The sequence below is a fragment of the Streptomyces sp. UF-297 genome, assembly GCF_058245575.1.
Genome location: NZ_JBSIBZ010000083.1, coordinates 1 through 15,690, shown reverse-complemented (window position 1 = coordinate 15,690; position 15,690 = coordinate 1). Strand labels below are relative to the sequence as shown.

19 protein-coding genes are annotated in these 15,690 nt (G+C 72.7%); 8 read left to right on the top strand and 11 right to left on the bottom strand.

What is annotated here, in order from left to right:
* Positions 1-41: 41 nt before the first annotated feature.
* From AC4IJH_RS34235 to AC4IJH_RS34215, 5 genes are all read left to right on the top strand, one after another.
* Positions 42-1,025 carry an asparaginase gene (locus tag AC4IJH_RS34235; RefSeq protein WP_490855849.1) on the top strand — a complete coding sequence of 328 codons (984 nt, stop codon included), beginning with the start codon at positions 42-44 and terminating at the stop codon, positions 1,023-1,025.
* Positions 1,026-1,174: 149 nt separating this feature from the next.
* Complete coding sequence (locus AC4IJH_RS34230; protein ID WP_490855848.1) at positions 1,175-2,428, top strand: GNAT family N-acetyltransferase; 1,254 nt, start codon at positions 1,175-1,177, stop codon at positions 2,426-2,428.
* Positions 2,429-2,626: 198 nt separating this feature from the next.
* Positions 2,627-3,058, top strand: a complete 432-nt coding sequence (locus AC4IJH_RS34225) for an ankyrin repeat domain-containing protein (protein WP_490855847.1) — start codon at positions 2,627-2,629, stop codon at positions 3,056-3,058.
* A gap of 163 nt (positions 3,059-3,221) precedes the next feature.
* A complete protein-coding gene (locus tag AC4IJH_RS34220; protein WP_490855846.1) occupies positions 3,222-3,824 on the top strand; it encodes an NADPH-dependent FMN reductase in 603 nt (200 codons plus the stop codon).
* A 134-nt stretch (positions 3,825-3,958) separates the two neighbouring features.
* Positions 3,959-4,321, top strand: a complete 363-nt coding sequence (locus AC4IJH_RS34215; protein WP_490855845.1) for a winged helix-turn-helix transcriptional regulator — start codon at positions 3,959-3,961, stop codon at positions 4,319-4,321.
* 99 nt (positions 4,322-4,420) lie between these two features.
* Here AC4IJH_RS34215 and AC4IJH_RS34210 read toward each other — a convergent pair whose 3' ends face one another.
* The 9 genes from AC4IJH_RS34210 to AC4IJH_RS34170 form a co-directional block, all read right to left on the bottom strand.
* On the bottom strand, positions 4,421-5,266 hold the full coding sequence (locus tag AC4IJH_RS34210; protein ID WP_490855844.1) for a MerR family transcriptional regulator: 846 nt from the start codon (positions 5,264-5,266) through the stop codon (positions 4,421-4,423).
* A gap of 59 nt (positions 5,267-5,325) precedes the next feature.
* Entirely contained in the window at positions 5,326-6,261 is a 936-nt protein-coding gene (locus AC4IJH_RS34205; RefSeq protein WP_490855843.1) for an MBL fold metallo-hydrolase, read from the bottom strand.
* A gap of 122 nt (positions 6,262-6,383) precedes the next feature.
* A complete protein-coding gene (gene murJ, locus AC4IJH_RS34200) occupies positions 6,384-8,066 on the bottom strand; it encodes a murein biosynthesis integral membrane protein MurJ (protein WP_490855842.1) in 1,683 nt (560 codons plus the stop codon).
* Between the two features lie 83 nt (positions 8,067-8,149).
* The gene (locus AC4IJH_RS34195; protein ID WP_490855841.1) at positions 8,150-8,530 is read right to left on the bottom strand and encodes a thiol-disulfide oxidoreductase DCC family protein; all 381 of its coding nucleotides are present in this window, start codon (positions 8,528-8,530) and stop codon (positions 8,150-8,152) included.
* Between the two features lie 36 nt (positions 8,531-8,566).
* Positions 8,567-9,439 carry a class I SAM-dependent methyltransferase gene (locus tag AC4IJH_RS34190; protein WP_490855840.1) on the bottom strand — a complete coding sequence of 291 codons (873 nt, stop codon included), beginning with the start codon at positions 9,437-9,439 and terminating at the stop codon, positions 8,567-8,569.
* A gap of 30 nt (positions 9,440-9,469) precedes the next feature.
* Positions 9,470-9,997 (bottom strand): signal peptidase II, encoded by a 528-nt coding sequence (lspA, locus tag AC4IJH_RS34185; protein WP_490855839.1) that lies wholly within the window; start codon positions 9,995-9,997, stop codon positions 9,470-9,472.
* 181 nt (positions 9,998-10,178) lie between these two features.
* A complete protein-coding gene (locus tag AC4IJH_RS34180; protein ID WP_490855838.1) occupies positions 10,179-10,511 on the bottom strand; it encodes a transcriptional regulator in 333 nt (110 codons plus the stop codon).
* A complete protein-coding gene (locus AC4IJH_RS34175; RefSeq protein ID WP_490855837.1) occupies positions 10,511-10,966 on the bottom strand; it encodes a hypothetical protein in 456 nt (151 codons plus the stop codon). Before AC4IJH_RS34175 ends, AC4IJH_RS34180 begins: the two co-directional genes overlap by 1 nt.
* A 97-nt stretch (positions 10,967-11,063) precedes the next feature.
* On the bottom strand, positions 11,064-11,411 hold the full coding sequence (locus tag AC4IJH_RS34170) for a DoxX family protein (RefSeq protein ID WP_490855836.1): 348 nt from the start codon (positions 11,409-11,411) through the stop codon (positions 11,064-11,066).
* 202 nt (positions 11,412-11,613) lie between these two features.
* On the opposite strand from AC4IJH_RS34170, the gene AC4IJH_RS34165 reads away from it, so the two are divergent.
* From AC4IJH_RS34165 to AC4IJH_RS34155, 3 genes are all read left to right on the top strand, one after another.
* Positions 11,614-12,072 (top strand): helix-turn-helix domain-containing protein, encoded by a 459-nt coding sequence (locus AC4IJH_RS34165; RefSeq protein WP_490855835.1) that lies wholly within the window; start codon positions 11,614-11,616, stop codon positions 12,070-12,072.
* A gap of 28 nt (positions 12,073-12,100) precedes the next feature.
* Entirely contained in the window at positions 12,101-12,688 is a 588-nt protein-coding gene (locus AC4IJH_RS34160) for a hypothetical protein (protein ID WP_490855834.1), read from the top strand.
* Positions 12,689-12,846: 158 nt separating this feature from the next.
* On the top strand, positions 12,847-13,188 hold the full coding sequence (locus tag AC4IJH_RS34155; protein ID WP_490855833.1) for a DUF2516 family protein: 342 nt from the start codon (positions 12,847-12,849) through the stop codon (positions 13,186-13,188).
* A 31-nt stretch (positions 13,189-13,219) separates the two neighbouring features.
* On the opposite strand, the gene AC4IJH_RS34150 is transcribed toward AC4IJH_RS34155, so the two are convergent.
* Positions 13,220-14,599, bottom strand: a complete 1,380-nt coding sequence (locus tag AC4IJH_RS34150; protein ID WP_490855832.1) for a PP2C family protein-serine/threonine phosphatase — start codon at positions 14,597-14,599, stop codon at positions 13,220-13,222.
* 343 nt (positions 14,600-14,942) lie between these two features.
* Positions 14,943-15,690: C40 family peptidase (locus AC4IJH_RS34145; RefSeq protein ID WP_490855831.1), on the bottom strand; the 748-nt coding region annotated here is incomplete at its 5' end.

Here is a 15,690-nt window from a genome sequence, read left to right as displayed (position 1 = left end):
CGGGGCAGGCGACAGCCGGTCACACCCCCGGAAGGCCGACGATGACCTCCTGCACCGCCGACGCCCCCGCCGGAGAGACCCCCGGCATAGCCCCCGTCCTCGCCGAGGTCGTACGTTCCGGCTTCGTCGAGGGCCGCCATCGGGGGTCGATGGTGATACTGGCGGCGGACGGCAGCGTGGAGAGGGCGCTCGGCGATGTGACGGCACCGGTCTTCCCCCGCTCGGCCAACAAGCCCATGCAGGCCGCGGCCGTCCTGCGGGCGGGCCTGGACCTGTCGGGCGAGCGCCTGGCGCTGGCCGCGGCGAGCCACTCCGGGGAGCCCTTCCACCTCGACCTCGTGTACAAGATGCTCACCGAGCACGGCCTGTCCACCGGCCTGCTGCAGACCCCGCCGGACCTGCCGCTGGACCCCGCGGAGGCGGAGACCTACCTGGCGGCCGGGAACGTGCGCGAGCGCATCACCATGAACTGCTCCGGCAAGCACGCCGCGATGCTCGCCGCCTGCGCCGCCAACGGCTGGCCCCTGGACTCCTACCTGGACGCCTCCCACCCCCTGCAGCGCCTGGTCCTGGACTGTGTGCGCGAGGCCAGCGGCGAGACGGTGGACCACATCGGTACGGACGGCTGCGGGGCGCCGCTGATGGCGATCTCGCTGACCGGCCTGGCCCGCGCCTTCCGGCACTTCGTGCTGGCCGCGCCCGGCACGCCCGAGCGGCGGGTGGCGGACGCGATGCGCGCCCACCCCGAGTACGTCGCGGGCACCCGCCGCCCGGACACCTGGCTGATGCAGGCGGTGCCCGGCACGCTGTCCAAGATGGGCGCCGAGGCCGTGCAGGCGCTGGCCCTGCCCGACGGCCGGGCACTGGCCTTCAAGATCGACGATGGCGCCACCCGCACGCTGGGCCCGATACTGGGCCGCGCGCTGCGCCTGATGGGCCTGGACTCCCCCGTGCTCCCCCGCATCGAGAACGCCCCGCTGTGGGGCGGCGCCGAGCAGGTGGGCGAGATCCGCGCGGCCTTCTAGGGCCGGCTCCGAGGCATTCCGACGGCCGGGCCGCCCCTCGCGCGGAAAATCATGCGACGTCCCGACAGGGGCGTGCCTACCGTACGGACCTGAGCATCCCACCCGGCCGGGACCGGCCGCAGCAGCGATCACGATCATCGAGGGCCGCCATGAGCGTTGAGATCCGTACCGTAGGCGAAGACGACCTCCCGGGCTGGCTACGGGCGAAGAGCATCGGCTTCCTCCAGCCGCCGGACGTCTCCAAGGAAGAGATCGAGTACCACCGCGCGGCATTCGACCCGCGGCGCACCCAGGGCGCGTACGACAGCGCCCACGGCGACGGCCGCTGGGTGGCCACCTTCCGCAGCTTCGCCCAGGAGCTGACGGTCGAGGGCGGCGCCGCGGTGGCCGCCGACGCCGTCTCGGCGGTCACGGTCTCCCCCACCCACCGGCGGCGCGGGCTGCTCAGCCGGATGATGGACGCCGACCTGCGGGCCGCCAAGGAGCGCGGCGAGATCGTGGCGTCGCTGGTCGCGGCGGAGTACCCGATCTACGGGCGGTACGGCTTCGGCCCGGCCACCTCCTTCGCCCGGTGGCGCGTGGAGGTGCCCCGCGCCCGGCTCGACAGCCGCTACGCGGGCCCGCAGGACGGCGGCCGGGTCGACTTCGCCGACGCCGCCGAGGTCCGGGCCCTGGGCCCCGAGCTGCACGAGCGCTTCCGGGCGGGACAGCCCGGCGCCATCGACCTGAGCGCGCAGTGGTGGGATCGCCACACCGGCGCGATCCGGCTGCCCAAGGACTCCTGGACGGAGCCCTTCCACGCGGTCTACCGCGCCGCCTCGGGCGAGGTGCAGGGCCTGCTCACCTACACCGCGGACGACGTCTGGGAGCACAAGCTCCCGCAGGACACCGCCACCGTGCGGCGGATGACGGCCACCACGGTGGCCGCCGAGCGCGCCCTGTGGCACTTCCTGTGCTCGATCGACTGGGTGACGCGCATCGACACCGGCTGGCGCGCCCCCGACGACCTGCTGCCGCACTACCTCGGTGACCCGCGCGCCGCCGAGGTCCGCGAGCAGTCCGACTTCCTGTGGCTGCGGCCGCTGGACGTGCCCGAGCTGCTGACGGCCCGTACGTATCCGGCCGAGGGTTCGCTCGTGCTGGAGGTCACCGACCCCGCGGGCCTGGCCGGCGGCCGCTTCCTGCTGGAGGCGGGCGAGGACGGCGCCACCTGCGCCCCCACCACGCGCTCGGCCGAACTCACCCTGGGCGCGAGCGAGTTCGGCTCGCTCTACCTGGGGGACGAGTCGGCCACCCGGCTGGCGGCGCTGGGCCGTATCAGCGAGGAGCGGCCCGGCGCGCTGCGGACGGCGAACGCCCTGCTGCGGTCGGCGCGCCGGCCGTGGTGCACGGACGTCTTCTAGAGCGGACATCGCCCGGAGGGGCCCGCACCGGTTCCCGAGGGCTCCGCGCCGCTGCCGCGGGGCCCGGTTTCCGGCACACCCCCGGTCCGGGGGCCGGGCGCCGGGTGCGCGGCCCCCGGTCCTGCATAAGGTGGCGAGCACGGACCGACCCACGGGACGTGCCACTCACCAGACCACAAGAGCAGGAGGCCGGTGGCCATGAGCGACATCAGCCCTGACGCGCAGGGACCCGAGGCGACCGAGCACGCGCACGACCCCGAGGTGCTGCAGCTCGCCGCGAAGGTGTTCGACCTCGCCCGGCACGGGGACACCGACACGATCGCCGCGTACGTGGACGCCGGTGTGCCCGCCAACCTCACCAACAACTCCGGCGATTCGCTGGTGATGCTGGCCGCCTACCACGGCCACGCCGCGACGGTCAGCGCCCTGCTGGAGCGCGGCGCGGAGGCCGACCGGGCCAACGACCGCGGACAGACGCCGCTGGCCGGGGCGGTCTTCAAGGGCGAGGACGAGATCGTACGCATCCTGCTGGCGCACGGCGCGGACCCGGCCGCCGGGGCGCCGTCCGCCATCGACACGGCCCGGATGTTCCAGAAGACGGAGCTGCTGGAGCTGTTCGGGGCGCAGTGAGATGTGCGCGGGAGGGGCGGTCCGGCAGCGGCGCGGCGGGCCGCCGAAGGACCGTTCCGGGACCGCGTGTTGACATGAACTTTGGTTGAGGTTTTAGCGTCGGGGCCCTGAGACGCCAACGCCGTCGCGCACCGCGCCGGCGCAGACTCGAAAGGGCCCCGCCATGACCGAGACCACCGCCGCGACCGCGACCGCCACCGCCGACCAGGACCGCTTCACCCTCGCCGTCATCGTCGCCAGCACCCGCGAGGGCCGCTTCGCCCCCGTCATCGCGAACTGGTTCGCCGGGCACACCGGCCGCCGCGAGCACATCGACGTCGACGTCATCGACCTCGACGAGCTGCGCCCCTACGAACTGCGCTACGGCAGCGAGGAGTACACCTCCTTCGCCAAGCGCGTCCACGCGGCGGACGCGTACGTCGTGATCACGCCCGAGTACAACCACTCCTTCCCCGCCCCCCTCAAGCACGCCGTCGACATGCTGCGCCCGGAGTGGCGCGGCAAGCCGGTCGGCTTCGTCTCCTACGGCGGTATCTCCGGCGGCCTGCGCGCCGTCGAGCAGCTGCGGCTGGTCTTCGCCGAGCTGGGCGCGGCGACGGTGCGCGAGACGGTGAGCTTCGCCATGGCCGGCAGCCTCTTCGACGAGCAGGGCCGGCTGACGGACGCCGGTCCCGCGGACGCCGCGGCCGACGCCCTGCTGGACCAGCTCACCTGGTGGGCCCTCGCGCTGAGCGCCGGCCGGGCGGCGCGCCCGTACGTCGGCTGACGGCCCGCGCGGGACCCTTCGGGCGGCGTCCGGCCCGGCCGCCTCCCCGGCCGCTGACCTACCATTCCCCGTACCTACCGTCACTGCGGAAAGCCATCGGGCGGCAGGGCGGGGACCGGGGAAGGGAGTCGGGCATGTCCGAGCACGGCAAGGGCCCGTACACCTGCGGCATGGACGCCGCGGTGGACGTCATCGGCGGAAAGTGGAAGGTGCTCCTGCTGTGGGCGCTGGACGCCGGCGTACGGCGCTTCGGCGAGCTGAAGCGGGAGCTGCCGGGCATCAGCGAGAAGGTGCTGATCCAGCAGCTGCGCGAGATGGAGGCGGACCGCATCGTCCACCGCGAGGTCTACCAGCAGGTTCCGCCGAAGGTGGAGTACTCCCTCACCGAGCTGGGCGTCTCCCTCAACCAGGCCCTGATCCCGCTCGGCGAGTGGGGCAGGCGGCACATGGACGAGCTGGTGGAGACGTACGGAACCCGTCACCCCCGGGCGAGTTGAGCCCGGCCGCGACCACCTCAGCACCTGCCTCAGCGCGCGCGGCGGCGGGCGCGGGGCCGCGGCGGCCGTCGTCAGGGGCGGTGGTGCGCTGCACGGGTGTCAGGCCTGCCTCTGGTGCCGCGGCTCCGGCTCCCGCCGTCGCGCGCGGTCCAGGTACGCCGCCAACTCCCGCCAGGCGCCGCCCCGCTCGTCCTGACCGGCCCTGCCCTGACCGGCGGTCGTCGCCCCGGACATCGCCACCGGGTCCTCGTGCCACGCCGCACGCACCCCGTCCGAGACCGCCGCGTCGCCTCCGCTGAAGAGCGCGCCCCGCTCGTCCATACGGGCCACCAGGCGGCCGACGCGGGCGTCGCGCGGGTCAACTCCCTTGGCGCGCAAGGCTTCCGCCTGCTGGTACAGCCGGGGCCACTCGATCTCCAGCAGGTAGTGCGCGGCCGGTCCGACGGCCTCCGTGCGCGCCCGCAGCACCTGGAGCTGATCGGCGTCCAGGTGACGCCCCAGCACCCGGGCCCCCTCGGGGCCGCCGCCCGTGGCCCGGCCCGTGGCGCGCAGCGCGTCCAGCAGCGTGTCGGCGTCCGGCGCCCGCTCGGCGGCCAGTTCGGCGGCCAGTTCGGCGTCCAGGCGGCTCAGCCGCTGCCGCAGCGCCTGCAGGTCCGCGATCGAGGCCTCGACCTTCGCCAGGTGATCGCGTACGACCCGTACGGGATCGACCCCGGCCTCCAGGCAGATCGCGATGGACTCCAGGTCCAGGCCCAGTTCGCGCAGCGCCAGCACCTGATAGAGCCGGGCCACGTCCCGCTCGGTGTACTCGCGGTGGCCGCCGGCGGTGCGGCGGGAGGGACTGAGCAGGCCGATGCCGTCCCAGTAGTGCAGGGTGCGTACGGTCAGCCCGGCGGCCTCGGCCAGCGGACCGACCTTCCATGTCGCGGAAGCGGAAGGGGTCATACCGACACCTTGCATCCTCACGCCGCGTCGGGTTCAAGCCCGGTGCGCCGCGAGCCGCGTCAGTCCTGCGGCACCCAGACGTCCCGGCCGTCGGCGCCCCTCTCCACGCGCCCGAACACCGCGTCCGCGAAGTGCACGCCGAAACCGAGGGTGTCCGGCTCGCGCAGCTCCGCCACCAGCAGGCGCCGCAGGCGTGCGGACTGCGCCGGGTCGTGGTCGACGCCCGAGGACCACTCGGGGTGCGCCACCTGGACGGGAGAGTGCAGCGCGTCCCCGAACGCGATCAGCCGCCGACCGCCCGAAGTGATCGTGAACGCCGCGTGCCCCACCGTGTGTCCGGGGACAGAGCGCACCCGTACGCCGGGGAAGATCTCCTGCCCGTCGGCGACGGTACGCACCTGCGGTGCCAGCGCGGCCAGCATCTCCGGCGAGGTGCCGTGCCCCACGGCCAGGTCGCGCCGCTCCCACTCGGGCGCGGTGAACAGGTAGTCCGCGCCCGCGAACACCGGCCGGCCGCCGTCCGGCGCGGGGTGCCAGGCCCAGCCGATGTGGTCGCTGTGCAGATGGCTGAAGGCCACCGCCTCGATGTCCTTGGGCGTACGGCCGAGGCGGGCCAGGCTCTCCACGAGGGCGCCGCCGTACAGGGCGCCGGTCAGCGGGTTGTCCGGGTCGTCGGGCACGGACCGCGGCCCGAAACCCGCGTCGATGAGCAGCGCCCGCTCGCCGTGCTCGACCAGCAGGCCGCCGAAGCCCGCCACCAGGTACCCGGACGCGTCCAGGTACTCGGGGTGGCGGGCCCAGTCCTGCGGTGTGGAGTCCGGCAGCCAGCCCCGCGGCTTCAACTGCCCCGCGCCGTCCGGCACATAGCTGACCCTCAGCTCGCCCAGCCGCAGCGACCGGATGCCGGGGGCGGTCCGCAGCCGCTCCCCCGCCCCTGCCTGCGTCTGCGTCTGCGTCTGCGTCTGCGTCTGCGTCTGCGCACCGTCGCTCGTCATGCCGCCGCCCGCCTCTTCCGTTCCTCCGCCGTACGGATCACTCTCTTCTCGTCCGCGACAACTGCGGAGGGCGGCGCTGCCATCCCGTCAACTGCCCGGAATTTCCCGGGCGCTCAGCGTGTTCAGCCCGCCCGCGAGAACCCGGGAACCCGTACCCGCCGGATCTCTCCGACGCCCAGGACCCGGGCGAGCAGCACGAACAGGACGCCCATCGTCACGCCGCCGGCCACCAGTGCCAGCGCGCTGACCCCCATCGGCCCGATCGCGTCGGTGGCCTGCCCGCACAGGCGCGCCACCAGCCAGCCCAGCGCCCCCGCCGCGAGCGCGGCGGCCGTGAGCCTGCCGTACGTACGGCTCAGCCGCTTGCCGTCCAGGCGCCCCTCCAGCCGCCGCCGCAGCAGCAGCGCGGTGATCAGCAGACCCACTCCGTAGGAGACGGCGTACCCGGCGGCCATGCCCACCACCGCCCAGCGCGCGGGCAGCAGCAGATGGCTGGCCAGGGCCAGGGCGACGTTGACCGCGCCGATCCACACGGACATCCAGAACGGCGTGCGGGTGTCCTCGAAGGCGTAGAAGCCGCGCAGCAGCAGGTACTGCGCGGAGAAGGGGATCAGCCCGAGGCCGAAGGCCTGGAGCATCTGCCCCAGCGGCTCGGTGGCCCCGGCCCCCGCGCCGTGCCCGAAGGCCAGCGTGGCGATCTGCGGCCCGAAGGCCAGGAAGAAGACCGCCGCGGGCACGATGGCCACGCCGCTGAGCCGCAGCCCCCTGGACAGGTCGCTGCGCAGGTCGTCCAGCCGGTGTTCGGCCACCGCCCGGCTCATCCGGGGCAGCAGCGCGGTCATCAGGGAGACGGTGATGATGCCCTGCGGCAGCGACCAGATCAGCTGCGCGTTCTGGTACGCGGTGGAGCCGACGCCGGAGGTGGGCAGCGCCTGGTCGGCGGCGTTCGCGAAGTGGATCACCACGCCCAGCGCGATCTGGTTGACCAGCACGAACAGCAGCGTCCAGCGGGCCGCCTGGGCGCTCTTGCGCAGCCCCGTACCCCGCCAGTCGAAGCGCGGCCGGAAGCTGAAGCCCGCCTCGCGCGCGTACGGGACCAGGGCCAGGGCCTGCAGCACGATGCCGACGGTCGTGCCGATACCGAGCAGCCTGACCTGGGCCTCAGTGATGTCCGCGACGGTCTCGGGCACGGTCAGCAGCCCGAGGTAGAGCCCGAACATGGCGATCAGTACGACGTTGTTGAGGACCGGTGTCCACATCATCGCGCCGAACTTGCCGCGCGCGTTCAGGACTTGGCCCAGGATGCCGAACAGGCCGTAGAAGAAGATCTGTGGCAGCAGGAAGCGGGCGAAGACGACGGTGAGGTCGTAGGCGCCCTGGTTGTCGGCCGTGTTGGGCATGTAGAGCGAGACGATCTGGGGCGCCACCCATACGGCCAGGGCCGTGCCGAGCGCGAGCACACAGAGCACGAGCGTGACCAGCCGCTGCTCATAGGCGCGTCCGCCGTCCGCGTGCTCGGTGCGGGCGCGGACCAGCTGCGGTACGAGCACGGCGTTCAGCGCCCCGCCGATCACCAGCGTGTAGAGGCTGGTCGGCAGGGCGTTGGCGGTGCCGTACGTACTGGCCAGCAGCCCCGTGCCGAGCGCGGCGCCCTGCAGCACCATGCGGATCAGCCCGGTCGCCCGCGAGACGACCGTGCCTATCGCCATCAGGAGCGAGGCCCGCCGCAGCCCGGCCCCCTCCGCACCCGACTCCGGCTTCTTCTCCTGCGACTCCGGCTCCGGCTTCCCGAACTCCCCCTGCACCGGAACCCGCGCCGCCGTCCCCGCCGTACCCCTGCTCGCCCTTGCCTCTTCCTCCCCCGCACGCCCCCTGGCGTGCCTGCCGCTCAACGGCGGTGGGCCGGCAGCGCACAGGCCGCCGTGCCGCCGGGCATCCGCTCGCGGTTGTTCGCGACGAGCCGGTAGACGCCGTGGGCCACCCAGCGCAGGGGCGCGATGGTGAGCAGCGCCCCCGGTACGGCCCACCCGCCACCCGCGCTCATCAGCAGCTTGGCGACGGCCTGCGTGCCGCCGTACACCCGCCCGGTGGGGGTGACCCAGAGCACCTCGTACTCGGCCCGCTCCTGAGTGGTGCCCAGCGCGTCCAGGTCCGCCATCTGCCAGGCGGTGATCTCGCAGTTGGGCCGGATGCGCCGCTCGGCGAACTTCACCGAGGTCGTACAGAAGGCACAGTCGCCGTCAAAGACAAGTACAGGTCGATTCCGCATCCCCACATCATGCCGCGCCCCCTCCCACCCCCTACATCACTCCCTCCCCACCGACCTCACCGTCACCACGTGCACACGCATCGCACAGGGGACCTGGCCATCCGGCAGCGCCAGCCCCGCCGCCCGCGCCAGAAACCTCTCCCGCAGCCCGGCGACGCCCTCGGCCTCCAGCACCGCCAGGTCGTACATCCCACCGACCCGCGACCAGACCTGCTCGGCCGTCCCGCTCAGATCGATCCGTACGGTCTCCCAGTCGGCCGCCCCGAACCCGGCCCGCCCGAAGATCTCTTCCAGCCCCGCCCGGCTCCGGGTCCGCCGGTCCCCCAGCACGGGCATCCGCCGCCCCGCGGGCGCCGCGTCGAGCGCCGGCCGCAGCAGTTCCAGGAACAGCTCGTACGCCTCCCCGCCCGCGGCCCCGCCACCGACCGCCGCGGCGAACACCCCGCCCGGCACCAGCACCCGGGCCAGCTCCGCGGCCACCCGCTCCATGTCGCCCATCAGCATCAGCGCCATGTGCGACACACAGGCATCAAAACTGCCGTCCCGCAGGGGCAGTTGCTGCGCCCTGGCGATCGCCAGAGCAGCGTCCGTCACCCCCGTCCGCCGCCGCGCCAGTTCCAGTTCGGCGGGCGAGAGGTCCACCCCCGCGAGCCGCGGCTCCCCGGCCGCCCGCCCGCTCTGCCGCCCGCCGTCCTCGGCCAGCATCTGCAGCAACAGGCCGTCCCCGCACCCCAGATCCAGTACGCGCCGGCATCCCCGCACCCGGTCCCGCAGCATCCCGTAACTGGAACGGCCGTCCGGCCCCCGCCCGTCCCCCATCGTCTGGGAGGTCACGGCGGGGTGCGCGGCGTGAAACGCCCGCAGGAAGCCCTCGGCCTCCGCCACCCCGCCCGCTTCAGTCGTCGTCATCCCCCGACGATAGGCAGTCGGCCCCGCGCGTCAGGACTCGACCGTGCCGTCCATGCGGATGCCGCGGAAGGAGGTCCAGACGACGAGGATTCCGCCGCAGACGACCGCCGTGTCGGCGATGTTGAAGACCGGCCAGTAGCCGATCTGGATCCAGTCCACGACGCGGCCCTCCAGGGGGGAGGGGGCGCGGAAGAGGCGGTCCACCAGGTTTCCTGCGGCGCCGCCCATCACCAGGCCGAAGGTGACCGCCCAGATACGGGTGCGGATGCGCCGCGCGTACCAGAGCATGCCGCAGATCACGGCGAACTTGGCGAGGCTGAAGACCCAGGTCGCGCCTTCCCCGATGGAGAAGGCCGCGCCGGAATTCGTCACGAGCTTGAACTGCAGCCAGCTGCCGAGCACTTGCACCGGTCTGACTTCGGAGAACTGCGCCAGCGCCACCTGCTTGGTGATGAAGTCCACCACCAGCGGCACCAGCGCGACCAGCGCCAGCAGCCCGAACTGCCGCGACTTGACCTCGCGTATACCGCTGGTGCCGACAGCTTCGCCCGTCGTCATCTCGTACCCCGTGCCCTATCTACCGTGTTTGCTGTTCGCCGCAATCTTCTGCGCCGTCAAAGGCCCCGCCGCACCGTCGCCATACCGCCCGGCGCGGCCGGGACCACGAAGAACAATGGCACAGGATCTTCGCGCACGAGTCCCGTACGAATACGGTGCCGCGCGCCCCCTCGGCCGCCCGTCACCCCCCGTCCGCCCCGGGCGGCTCAGCCGGCTCCGCCGTCCCCCGCACGGTCGCCACGATCCGCTCCAGCGCCGCCGCGTGCCGCGCGAACGCCCGCCGTCCGTGCGCGGTGAGTTGTACGTGAGTGCGCCGTACGCCCTTCTCGCGCCCCTTGCGCACCGAGACGTACCCGGCGTTCGCCAGCGCGGAGATCTGCTTGGACAGCGCCGAGTCGCTGGTCCCGAGCGCGTCCCGCAGGAACGCGAACTCCGCCCAGTCGGCGGGGGCCAGCAGCGCGACGAGCGACAGCCGCGCCGGTACGTGCAGGAACTCGTCGAAATCGGGATCCATCAGCCGCGCCGGCCCTCCCGCCGCACGATCGCACCGACGAGCGGACGCGTCAGGATTGCGGCCACCAGGCTCACCAGCGCCACCGCGGTGGCGGCGATCGTGTGCGGAACCGGTAGCTCCAGCGCCTTGGCACCGGCCACCGCACCCGCGAACACCGCCACGTAGACGGCCGACACCCCCGCGTACAGCAGCAGTTCGGGTCCGCTGGGGTTTCTCCGCACGGGAGCCCCCCGCCGCTGCACGATCAGCCCGACCAGCACTGCCGCGGCCGCGAACACCGCGGCCAGGGTGCTCCACCGCCCCGGTAGATCCATCCCGGCGAACGCGATGAACAGCGCCACCGCCGCACCGAGCACATGCGCCCGGCCGAACCCGTGCCGCACATACGCCTCGCGCGCCTGCCCCTGCCTGCGCCGGATGTCCTCCAGCGCAACCTGAGCGTCATAAGCAGCCATGAGTCCTCCCCATCCCTCCAGCAACTTTCCTGAGAGGAAAGTAGCATCCACTTTCCCTAGAGGAAAGTAGGTCGCCGGGGCGGCGCCGGGGCACCGCTCAGACGGCGAGCCCCAGCACCAGGGCCCCGACCGCCGGCGCCGCGTACACCAGCGGGAAGGGAATGTGGGTGTACCAGCGCGCCCGCACGACGGCGAGGACGGCCCCGGCGAAATACAGCACCAGACCGACCCCGGCGGCCACCCCGACGACCGGCACGAACAGCCCCGCCACCAGCCCCACCGCCCCCGCGGCCTTGGCCGCACCGAGCCAGGGGCGCCACGAGCGCGGGATGCCGTAGTCGTTCATCGGCTGCACCACCCACTTGGCGCCGAGAAAGGCCGAGACGGCCGAGAACCCCACCATGGCGGCGGCCAGCAGGGTGACGACGAGGTATGCGGTGAACATCAGAAGCGCTCCCATCCGATCCGGGTTGGTCACCCCCTGACGCGCGGCGGCGCGGAAGTGTGACCGCCGACCGGGATCCCTTCGCGCGCTTCCTGGGAAGTCATGGAAGGGGCGGGGGCATGGGGCGGCAGTAGCAGTGGCTTGCATCACTGTTGCTAGCGAATGCTTGCAAAAGTTAGCGGGGGTGGCGCACCATCGGGGCATGGCATCACTCAACGTCGGCAATCTGGGGGAGTTCCTGCGGGAGCAGCGGCGCAACGCGCAGTTGAGCCTGCGGCAGCTCGCCGATGCCGCCGGGGTGTCCAATCCGTATCTCAGCCAGATCGAGCGCGGCCTGCGCAAGCCGAGCGCCGAGATCCTGCAGCAGATCGCCAAGGCGCTGCGGATCTCAGCGGAGACGCTGTACGTGCAGGCCGGGATCCTGGACGAGCGGCGAGAGGACGAAGGGGCCGGGGACGGGGCGCGGGTGCACGGCGCGATCCTCACCGACCCGTCCCTGACCGAGCAGCAGAAACAGGTGCTGCTGCAGGTCTATGAGTCCTTCCGCAAGGAGAACGGGCACGGGAGCGGCTCCGCGAGCCGTCCCGCGAGCGAGCGCAAGCACGCCACCGGTCACGCCCAGGACGCCCATGAGGCCGACGGCGACCCGCACGCCACCTGAAGCAATCGATTCCAGGAGGAAGAACGTCATGGCCGTCACCGACGACATCCGCAAGGTTCTGACCGACCCCAAGCCCTTCTACGCGCTGGCCGGCACCGCCGACCTCGCCGCCGAGAAGGCCCGGGAGGTGCCGGGCGCCGTCGAGAAGATCATCGATGAGGCGCCCAAGCGCTTCGAGGCCGTACGCTCCACCGACCCCAAGGCCGTGCAGGAGCAGATCACCAAGCAGGCCAAGGAGGCCCAGGAGTGGCTGACCGGTCTGCTGGGCACCCTGGACGCCGACTTCAAGAAGCTCAGCCAGCAGGCGCAGGACCTGGCGCTGCAGGGCGTTGGCCGGGTGGCCGAGGCCGCGGCCAAGGTCCAGGACAAGTACGGCGAGCTGGCCGACCGCGGTGAGAAGGCCGTGCAGACCTGGCGCGGCGAGGCCGCCGAGGAGGTCCAGGACCTGGCCGTCGCGATCGAGCCGGAGCCGAAGCAGGACCCCGCCAAGGCCGAGAGCGAGACCGGGGCAGGCACGGCGGCCAAGGACAACGGCGACGAGGCCAAGGCGGCCCCGGCGAAGAAGACCACGGCCAAGAAGACGACGGCCAAGAAGACCACGCCGTCGGCCAAGTGACCGTTTGAGGGACAGGCCCGGCGGTACGCCGAGCCGTCCGCGGGCCCCGCAGGGGCCTGGGTGGTCATGACAACGGGCCGGGCACGCACCACGTGTCCGGCCCGTTCTTTGGGTACCGTGGGGCGGCGACGGCACTAGTCGAACGGGTGGTGGGCAGCGTGTTGATTTCCGGGTTCAACGACGTGCTGAGCTGGGTGCAGCTGGCACTGGCCGTGTACGCCGGGGTGATGTTCATCGACGCGGCCGTCCACCGCGAGGACGCCTACCGCGCCGCGGGCAAACAGACCAAGGGCATGTGGCTGATCTTCCTCGGCATCGCCACGGTCCTGCTGCTCCTGCTCCCCCTGATGTCGTTCCTGCCGATCATCGGCGTCATCGCGGTGATCGTCTACACCGTGGACGTACGCCCCGCGCTGCGCCAGGTCTCCGGCAAGCGCGGTCCGCGCCGCGGCGGCTCCAGCTCGGACGGCCCGTACGGCCCGTACAACGGAGGGCGCTGAGCGGGCGGACGGCCCCCGACGGGGCGGCGGCTCAGCCCCGCACCGCCGGCACCCGCCCCCGGTCCAGCAGCAGCACCGCCACATCGTCGGTCAGCTCGCCGCCGTTGAGGTCGCGCACCTCCGTGACGGCCGCGTCCAGCAGCGCCTCGCCCCGCAGCCCCGCGGCCATGCGGCGGGCCACGAGTTCGGTCATGCCCTCCTGGCCGAGCCGCTGGGTGCCCTCGCCGATACGGCCCTCGATCAGGCCGTCCGTATACATCATCAGGCTCCAGGCGCCGCCCAGTTCGACGTGCCGGCGCGGCCAGCGGGCCCGCGGGAGCAGGCCGAGGGCCGGGCCGCCGCTCTCGTACGGGAGCAGGTGCGGCGGCCGTCCCGCGCGGGCGAGCAGCGGCGCGGGGTGGCCCGCCAGGCACAGCCCCGCCTGCCGCCCGTCGGGCGCGATGTCCACGGTGCACAGCGTCGCGAAGATCTCCTCGTCGGCGCGCTCGTGCTCCAGGACCTGCTGCAGGGTGCCCAGCAGCTCGTCGCCGCACAGCCCGGCGAAGGTCAACGCCCGCCAGGCGATGCGCAGTTCGACGCCCAGGGCGGCCTCGTCGGGGCCGTGTCCGCACACATCGCCGATCATCGCGTGCACGGTGCCGTCGGGCGTGCGCACGGCGTCGTAGAAGTCGCCGCCCAGCAGCGCGCGGCTGCGGCCCGGCCGGTAGCGGGCCGCGAAGTGCAGGTCGGAGCCGTCCAGCAGCGGCGTCGGCAGCAGGCCGCGCTCCAGGCGGGCGTTCTCCTGCGCGCGCATCCGCGACTCGGTGAGCTGGCGCTGGGCGAGGTCGGCGCGCTTGCGCTCGACGGCGTAGCGCACGGCCCGGCTGAGCACCGCCCCGTCCAGCTCGCCGCGGAAGAGATAGTCCTGCGCGCCGACCCGTACGGCCTCCACGGCGCGCTCGGCGTCCGTCTCGGCGGTCAGCACGAGTACGGCGTGCTCGGGCGCCAGCCGCAGCACCGAGCGCAGCACGGCCAGTTCGTCGCCGTCCTCGCGCGCACAGCCTTCGTCGTGGGCCGCGTCGGGTGCGGCGCCGTCCTGCGACGGGGCCAGGTCCAGCAGGATGCAGTGCACGTCGTCGGTGAGCAGCCGCTGGGCCTCGGTGAGGTTACGGGCCGTACGGACCCGGACCCGGCGCCCCGCCCAGTCCCACATCTCGGGTACGGGGCTGGCGGGGTCGGCGCCGATCACCAGGAGGCCGATGGGGTGCCCGGCCGCGTCCGCCGGCGGCTCGGCGTCCGGCGCGGCGTCCGCGTCGTCCCGTACCCCGTGGGCGAGCGCGTCGCGGGCGCACGCGTCCAGGCGCACACCGTCCACCGGGCCGGCCTGCTGGGGCAGCACGGCAGACCGCGGGCGCGGTACGGGTATCGGCATGGGTCTCGTGTCCTTCCCTCCCCCCGAGGGTGCGGCGGCGGCCGAGCGGCACACCACCGTGCCCGGTCGAGCGCCGCTCGCTGGTCGGGCGAGCGGTGCGCCACCGGGCACCGAAGAGCGACCCTAGCGGTAACCGAGGGCCTTATGGAATGACCGAGAGCACACCGCCAACGTCATATGCCGGGTGCCATAAGGGACTTGACCTGGGGGGAGAAGAATGACGAATGACAAACATCACCCGCGTCCGCACAATCGGTAATCGGCCGATAACCAACCAATGTTCCGGACACTTCGGTTACCGGCCGCAGTGAACCGAGCGGGGTGGCGCCGCTGCCGAACTGCGCTATGCGCCGGGCCGTACGACACCGAGGATCGGCATCGACCCGGCGCCCGCGATGGTCACCTGCCGCCCGGGCCGCGGCGCGTGCACCATCGCGCCGTCGCCGATATACATCCCCACATGACTGGCGTCCGTGTAGTAGATGATGAGGTCACCGGGGCGCATGTCCTTGATCTCCACCCGCGGCAACTGCCGCCACTGCTCCTGCGAAGTGCGCGGTATGGCCCGGTCCGCCGCCTCCCACGCCCGCATCGTCAGCCCCGAGCAGTCGAAGGTGTCCGGCCCCTCGGCGCCCCACACATAGTCCTTGCCGATCTGTGAAGTGGCGTACGAGACGGCCTTTTTGCCCTCCGCGGTGGCCTTCCCCGCGATATCCCGCAGCGCTCCGGAATCCAGCCATTTCTGCTGTTCCTGGTGCGCCTGCGCCTCCTCCAGCTTGCGCAGCCTTTCCTTTTCCTCGGCCGCCAGCTTGGACTCCAACTCCTTTGCGGCGTCGATCTTTTTGCCGATGTCTTTCTGCGCCGCTTCCTTCTTCTTGCGGTTCGCCTCCAACGCCTTCCAGCGGTCGCCGGCTTGGTCCGCATAACTCTGCAAGTCGGCCTTGGTGCGGTCGAGTTGGCCCAGCAGGCTCTTCGCCGCCTGCTGCCCCTTGCGGGCGAGCGTGGCATCGTCCAGGAAATTCCCGGGGTCCCGGTTGAGCATCAGCTTGGCCTCGGCGGGAATTCCGCCGCCGCGGTACTGGGGGGGGGGG

Bases quoted from the DNA above. Each gene is read 5' to 3' on its own strand.
- AC4IJH_RS34160 (WP_490855834.1), top strand. From the start codon at position 12,101: ATGGCCGTCACCGACGACATCCGCAAGGTTCTGACCGACCCCAAGCCC.
- AC4IJH_RS34165 (WP_490855835.1), top strand. From the start codon at position 11,614: ATGGCATCACTCAACGTCGGCAATCTGGGGGAGTTCCTGCGGGAGCAG.
- AC4IJH_RS34230 (WP_490855848.1), top strand. From the start codon at position 1,175: ATGAGCGTTGAGATCCGTACCGTAGGCGAAGACGACCTCCCGGGCTGG.
- lspA (WP_490855839.1), bottom strand. From the start codon at position 9,997: ATGACGACGGGCGAAGCTGTCGGCACCAGCGGTATACGCGAGGTCAAG.
- AC4IJH_RS34215 (WP_490855845.1), top strand. From the start codon at position 3,959: ATGTCCGAGCACGGCAAGGGCCCGTACACCTGCGGCATGGACGCCGCG.
- AC4IJH_RS34225 (WP_490855847.1), top strand. From the start codon at position 2,627: ATGAGCGACATCAGCCCTGACGCGCAGGGACCCGAGGCGACCGAGCAC.
- AC4IJH_RS34180 (WP_490855838.1), bottom strand. From the start codon at position 10,511: ATGGATCCCGATTTCGACGAGTTCCTGCACGTACCGGCGCGGCTGTCG.
- AC4IJH_RS34210 (WP_490855844.1), bottom strand. From the start codon at position 5,266: ATGACCCCTTCCGCTTCCGCGACATGGAAGGTCGGTCCGCTGGCCGAG.
- AC4IJH_RS34150 (WP_490855832.1), bottom strand. From the start codon at position 14,599: ATGCCGATACCCGTACCGCGCCCGCGGTCTGCCGTGCTGCCCCAGCAG.
- AC4IJH_RS34220 (WP_490855846.1), top strand. From the start codon at position 3,222: ATGACCGAGACCACCGCCGCGACCGCGACCGCCACCGCCGACCAGGAC.
- AC4IJH_RS34175 (WP_490855837.1), bottom strand. From the start codon at position 10,966: ATGGCTGCTTATGACGCTCAGGTTGCGCTGGAGGACATCCGGCGCAGG.
- AC4IJH_RS34190 (WP_490855840.1), bottom strand. From the start codon at position 9,439: ATGACGACGACTGAAGCGGGCGGGGTGGCGGAGGCCGAGGGCTTCCTG.
- AC4IJH_RS34170 (WP_490855836.1), bottom strand. From the start codon at position 11,411: ATGTTCACCGCATACCTCGTCGTCACCCTGCTGGCCGCCGCCATGGTG.
- AC4IJH_RS34235 (WP_490855849.1), top strand. From the start codon at position 42: ATGACCTCCTGCACCGCCGACGCCCCCGCCGGAGAGACCCCCGGCATA.
- AC4IJH_RS34195 (WP_490855841.1), bottom strand. From the start codon at position 8,530: ATGCGGAATCGACCTGTACTTGTCTTTGACGGCGACTGTGCCTTCTGT.
- AC4IJH_RS34205 (WP_490855843.1), bottom strand. From the start codon at position 6,261: ATGACGAGCGACGGTGCGCAGACGCAGACGCAGACGCAGACGCAGACG.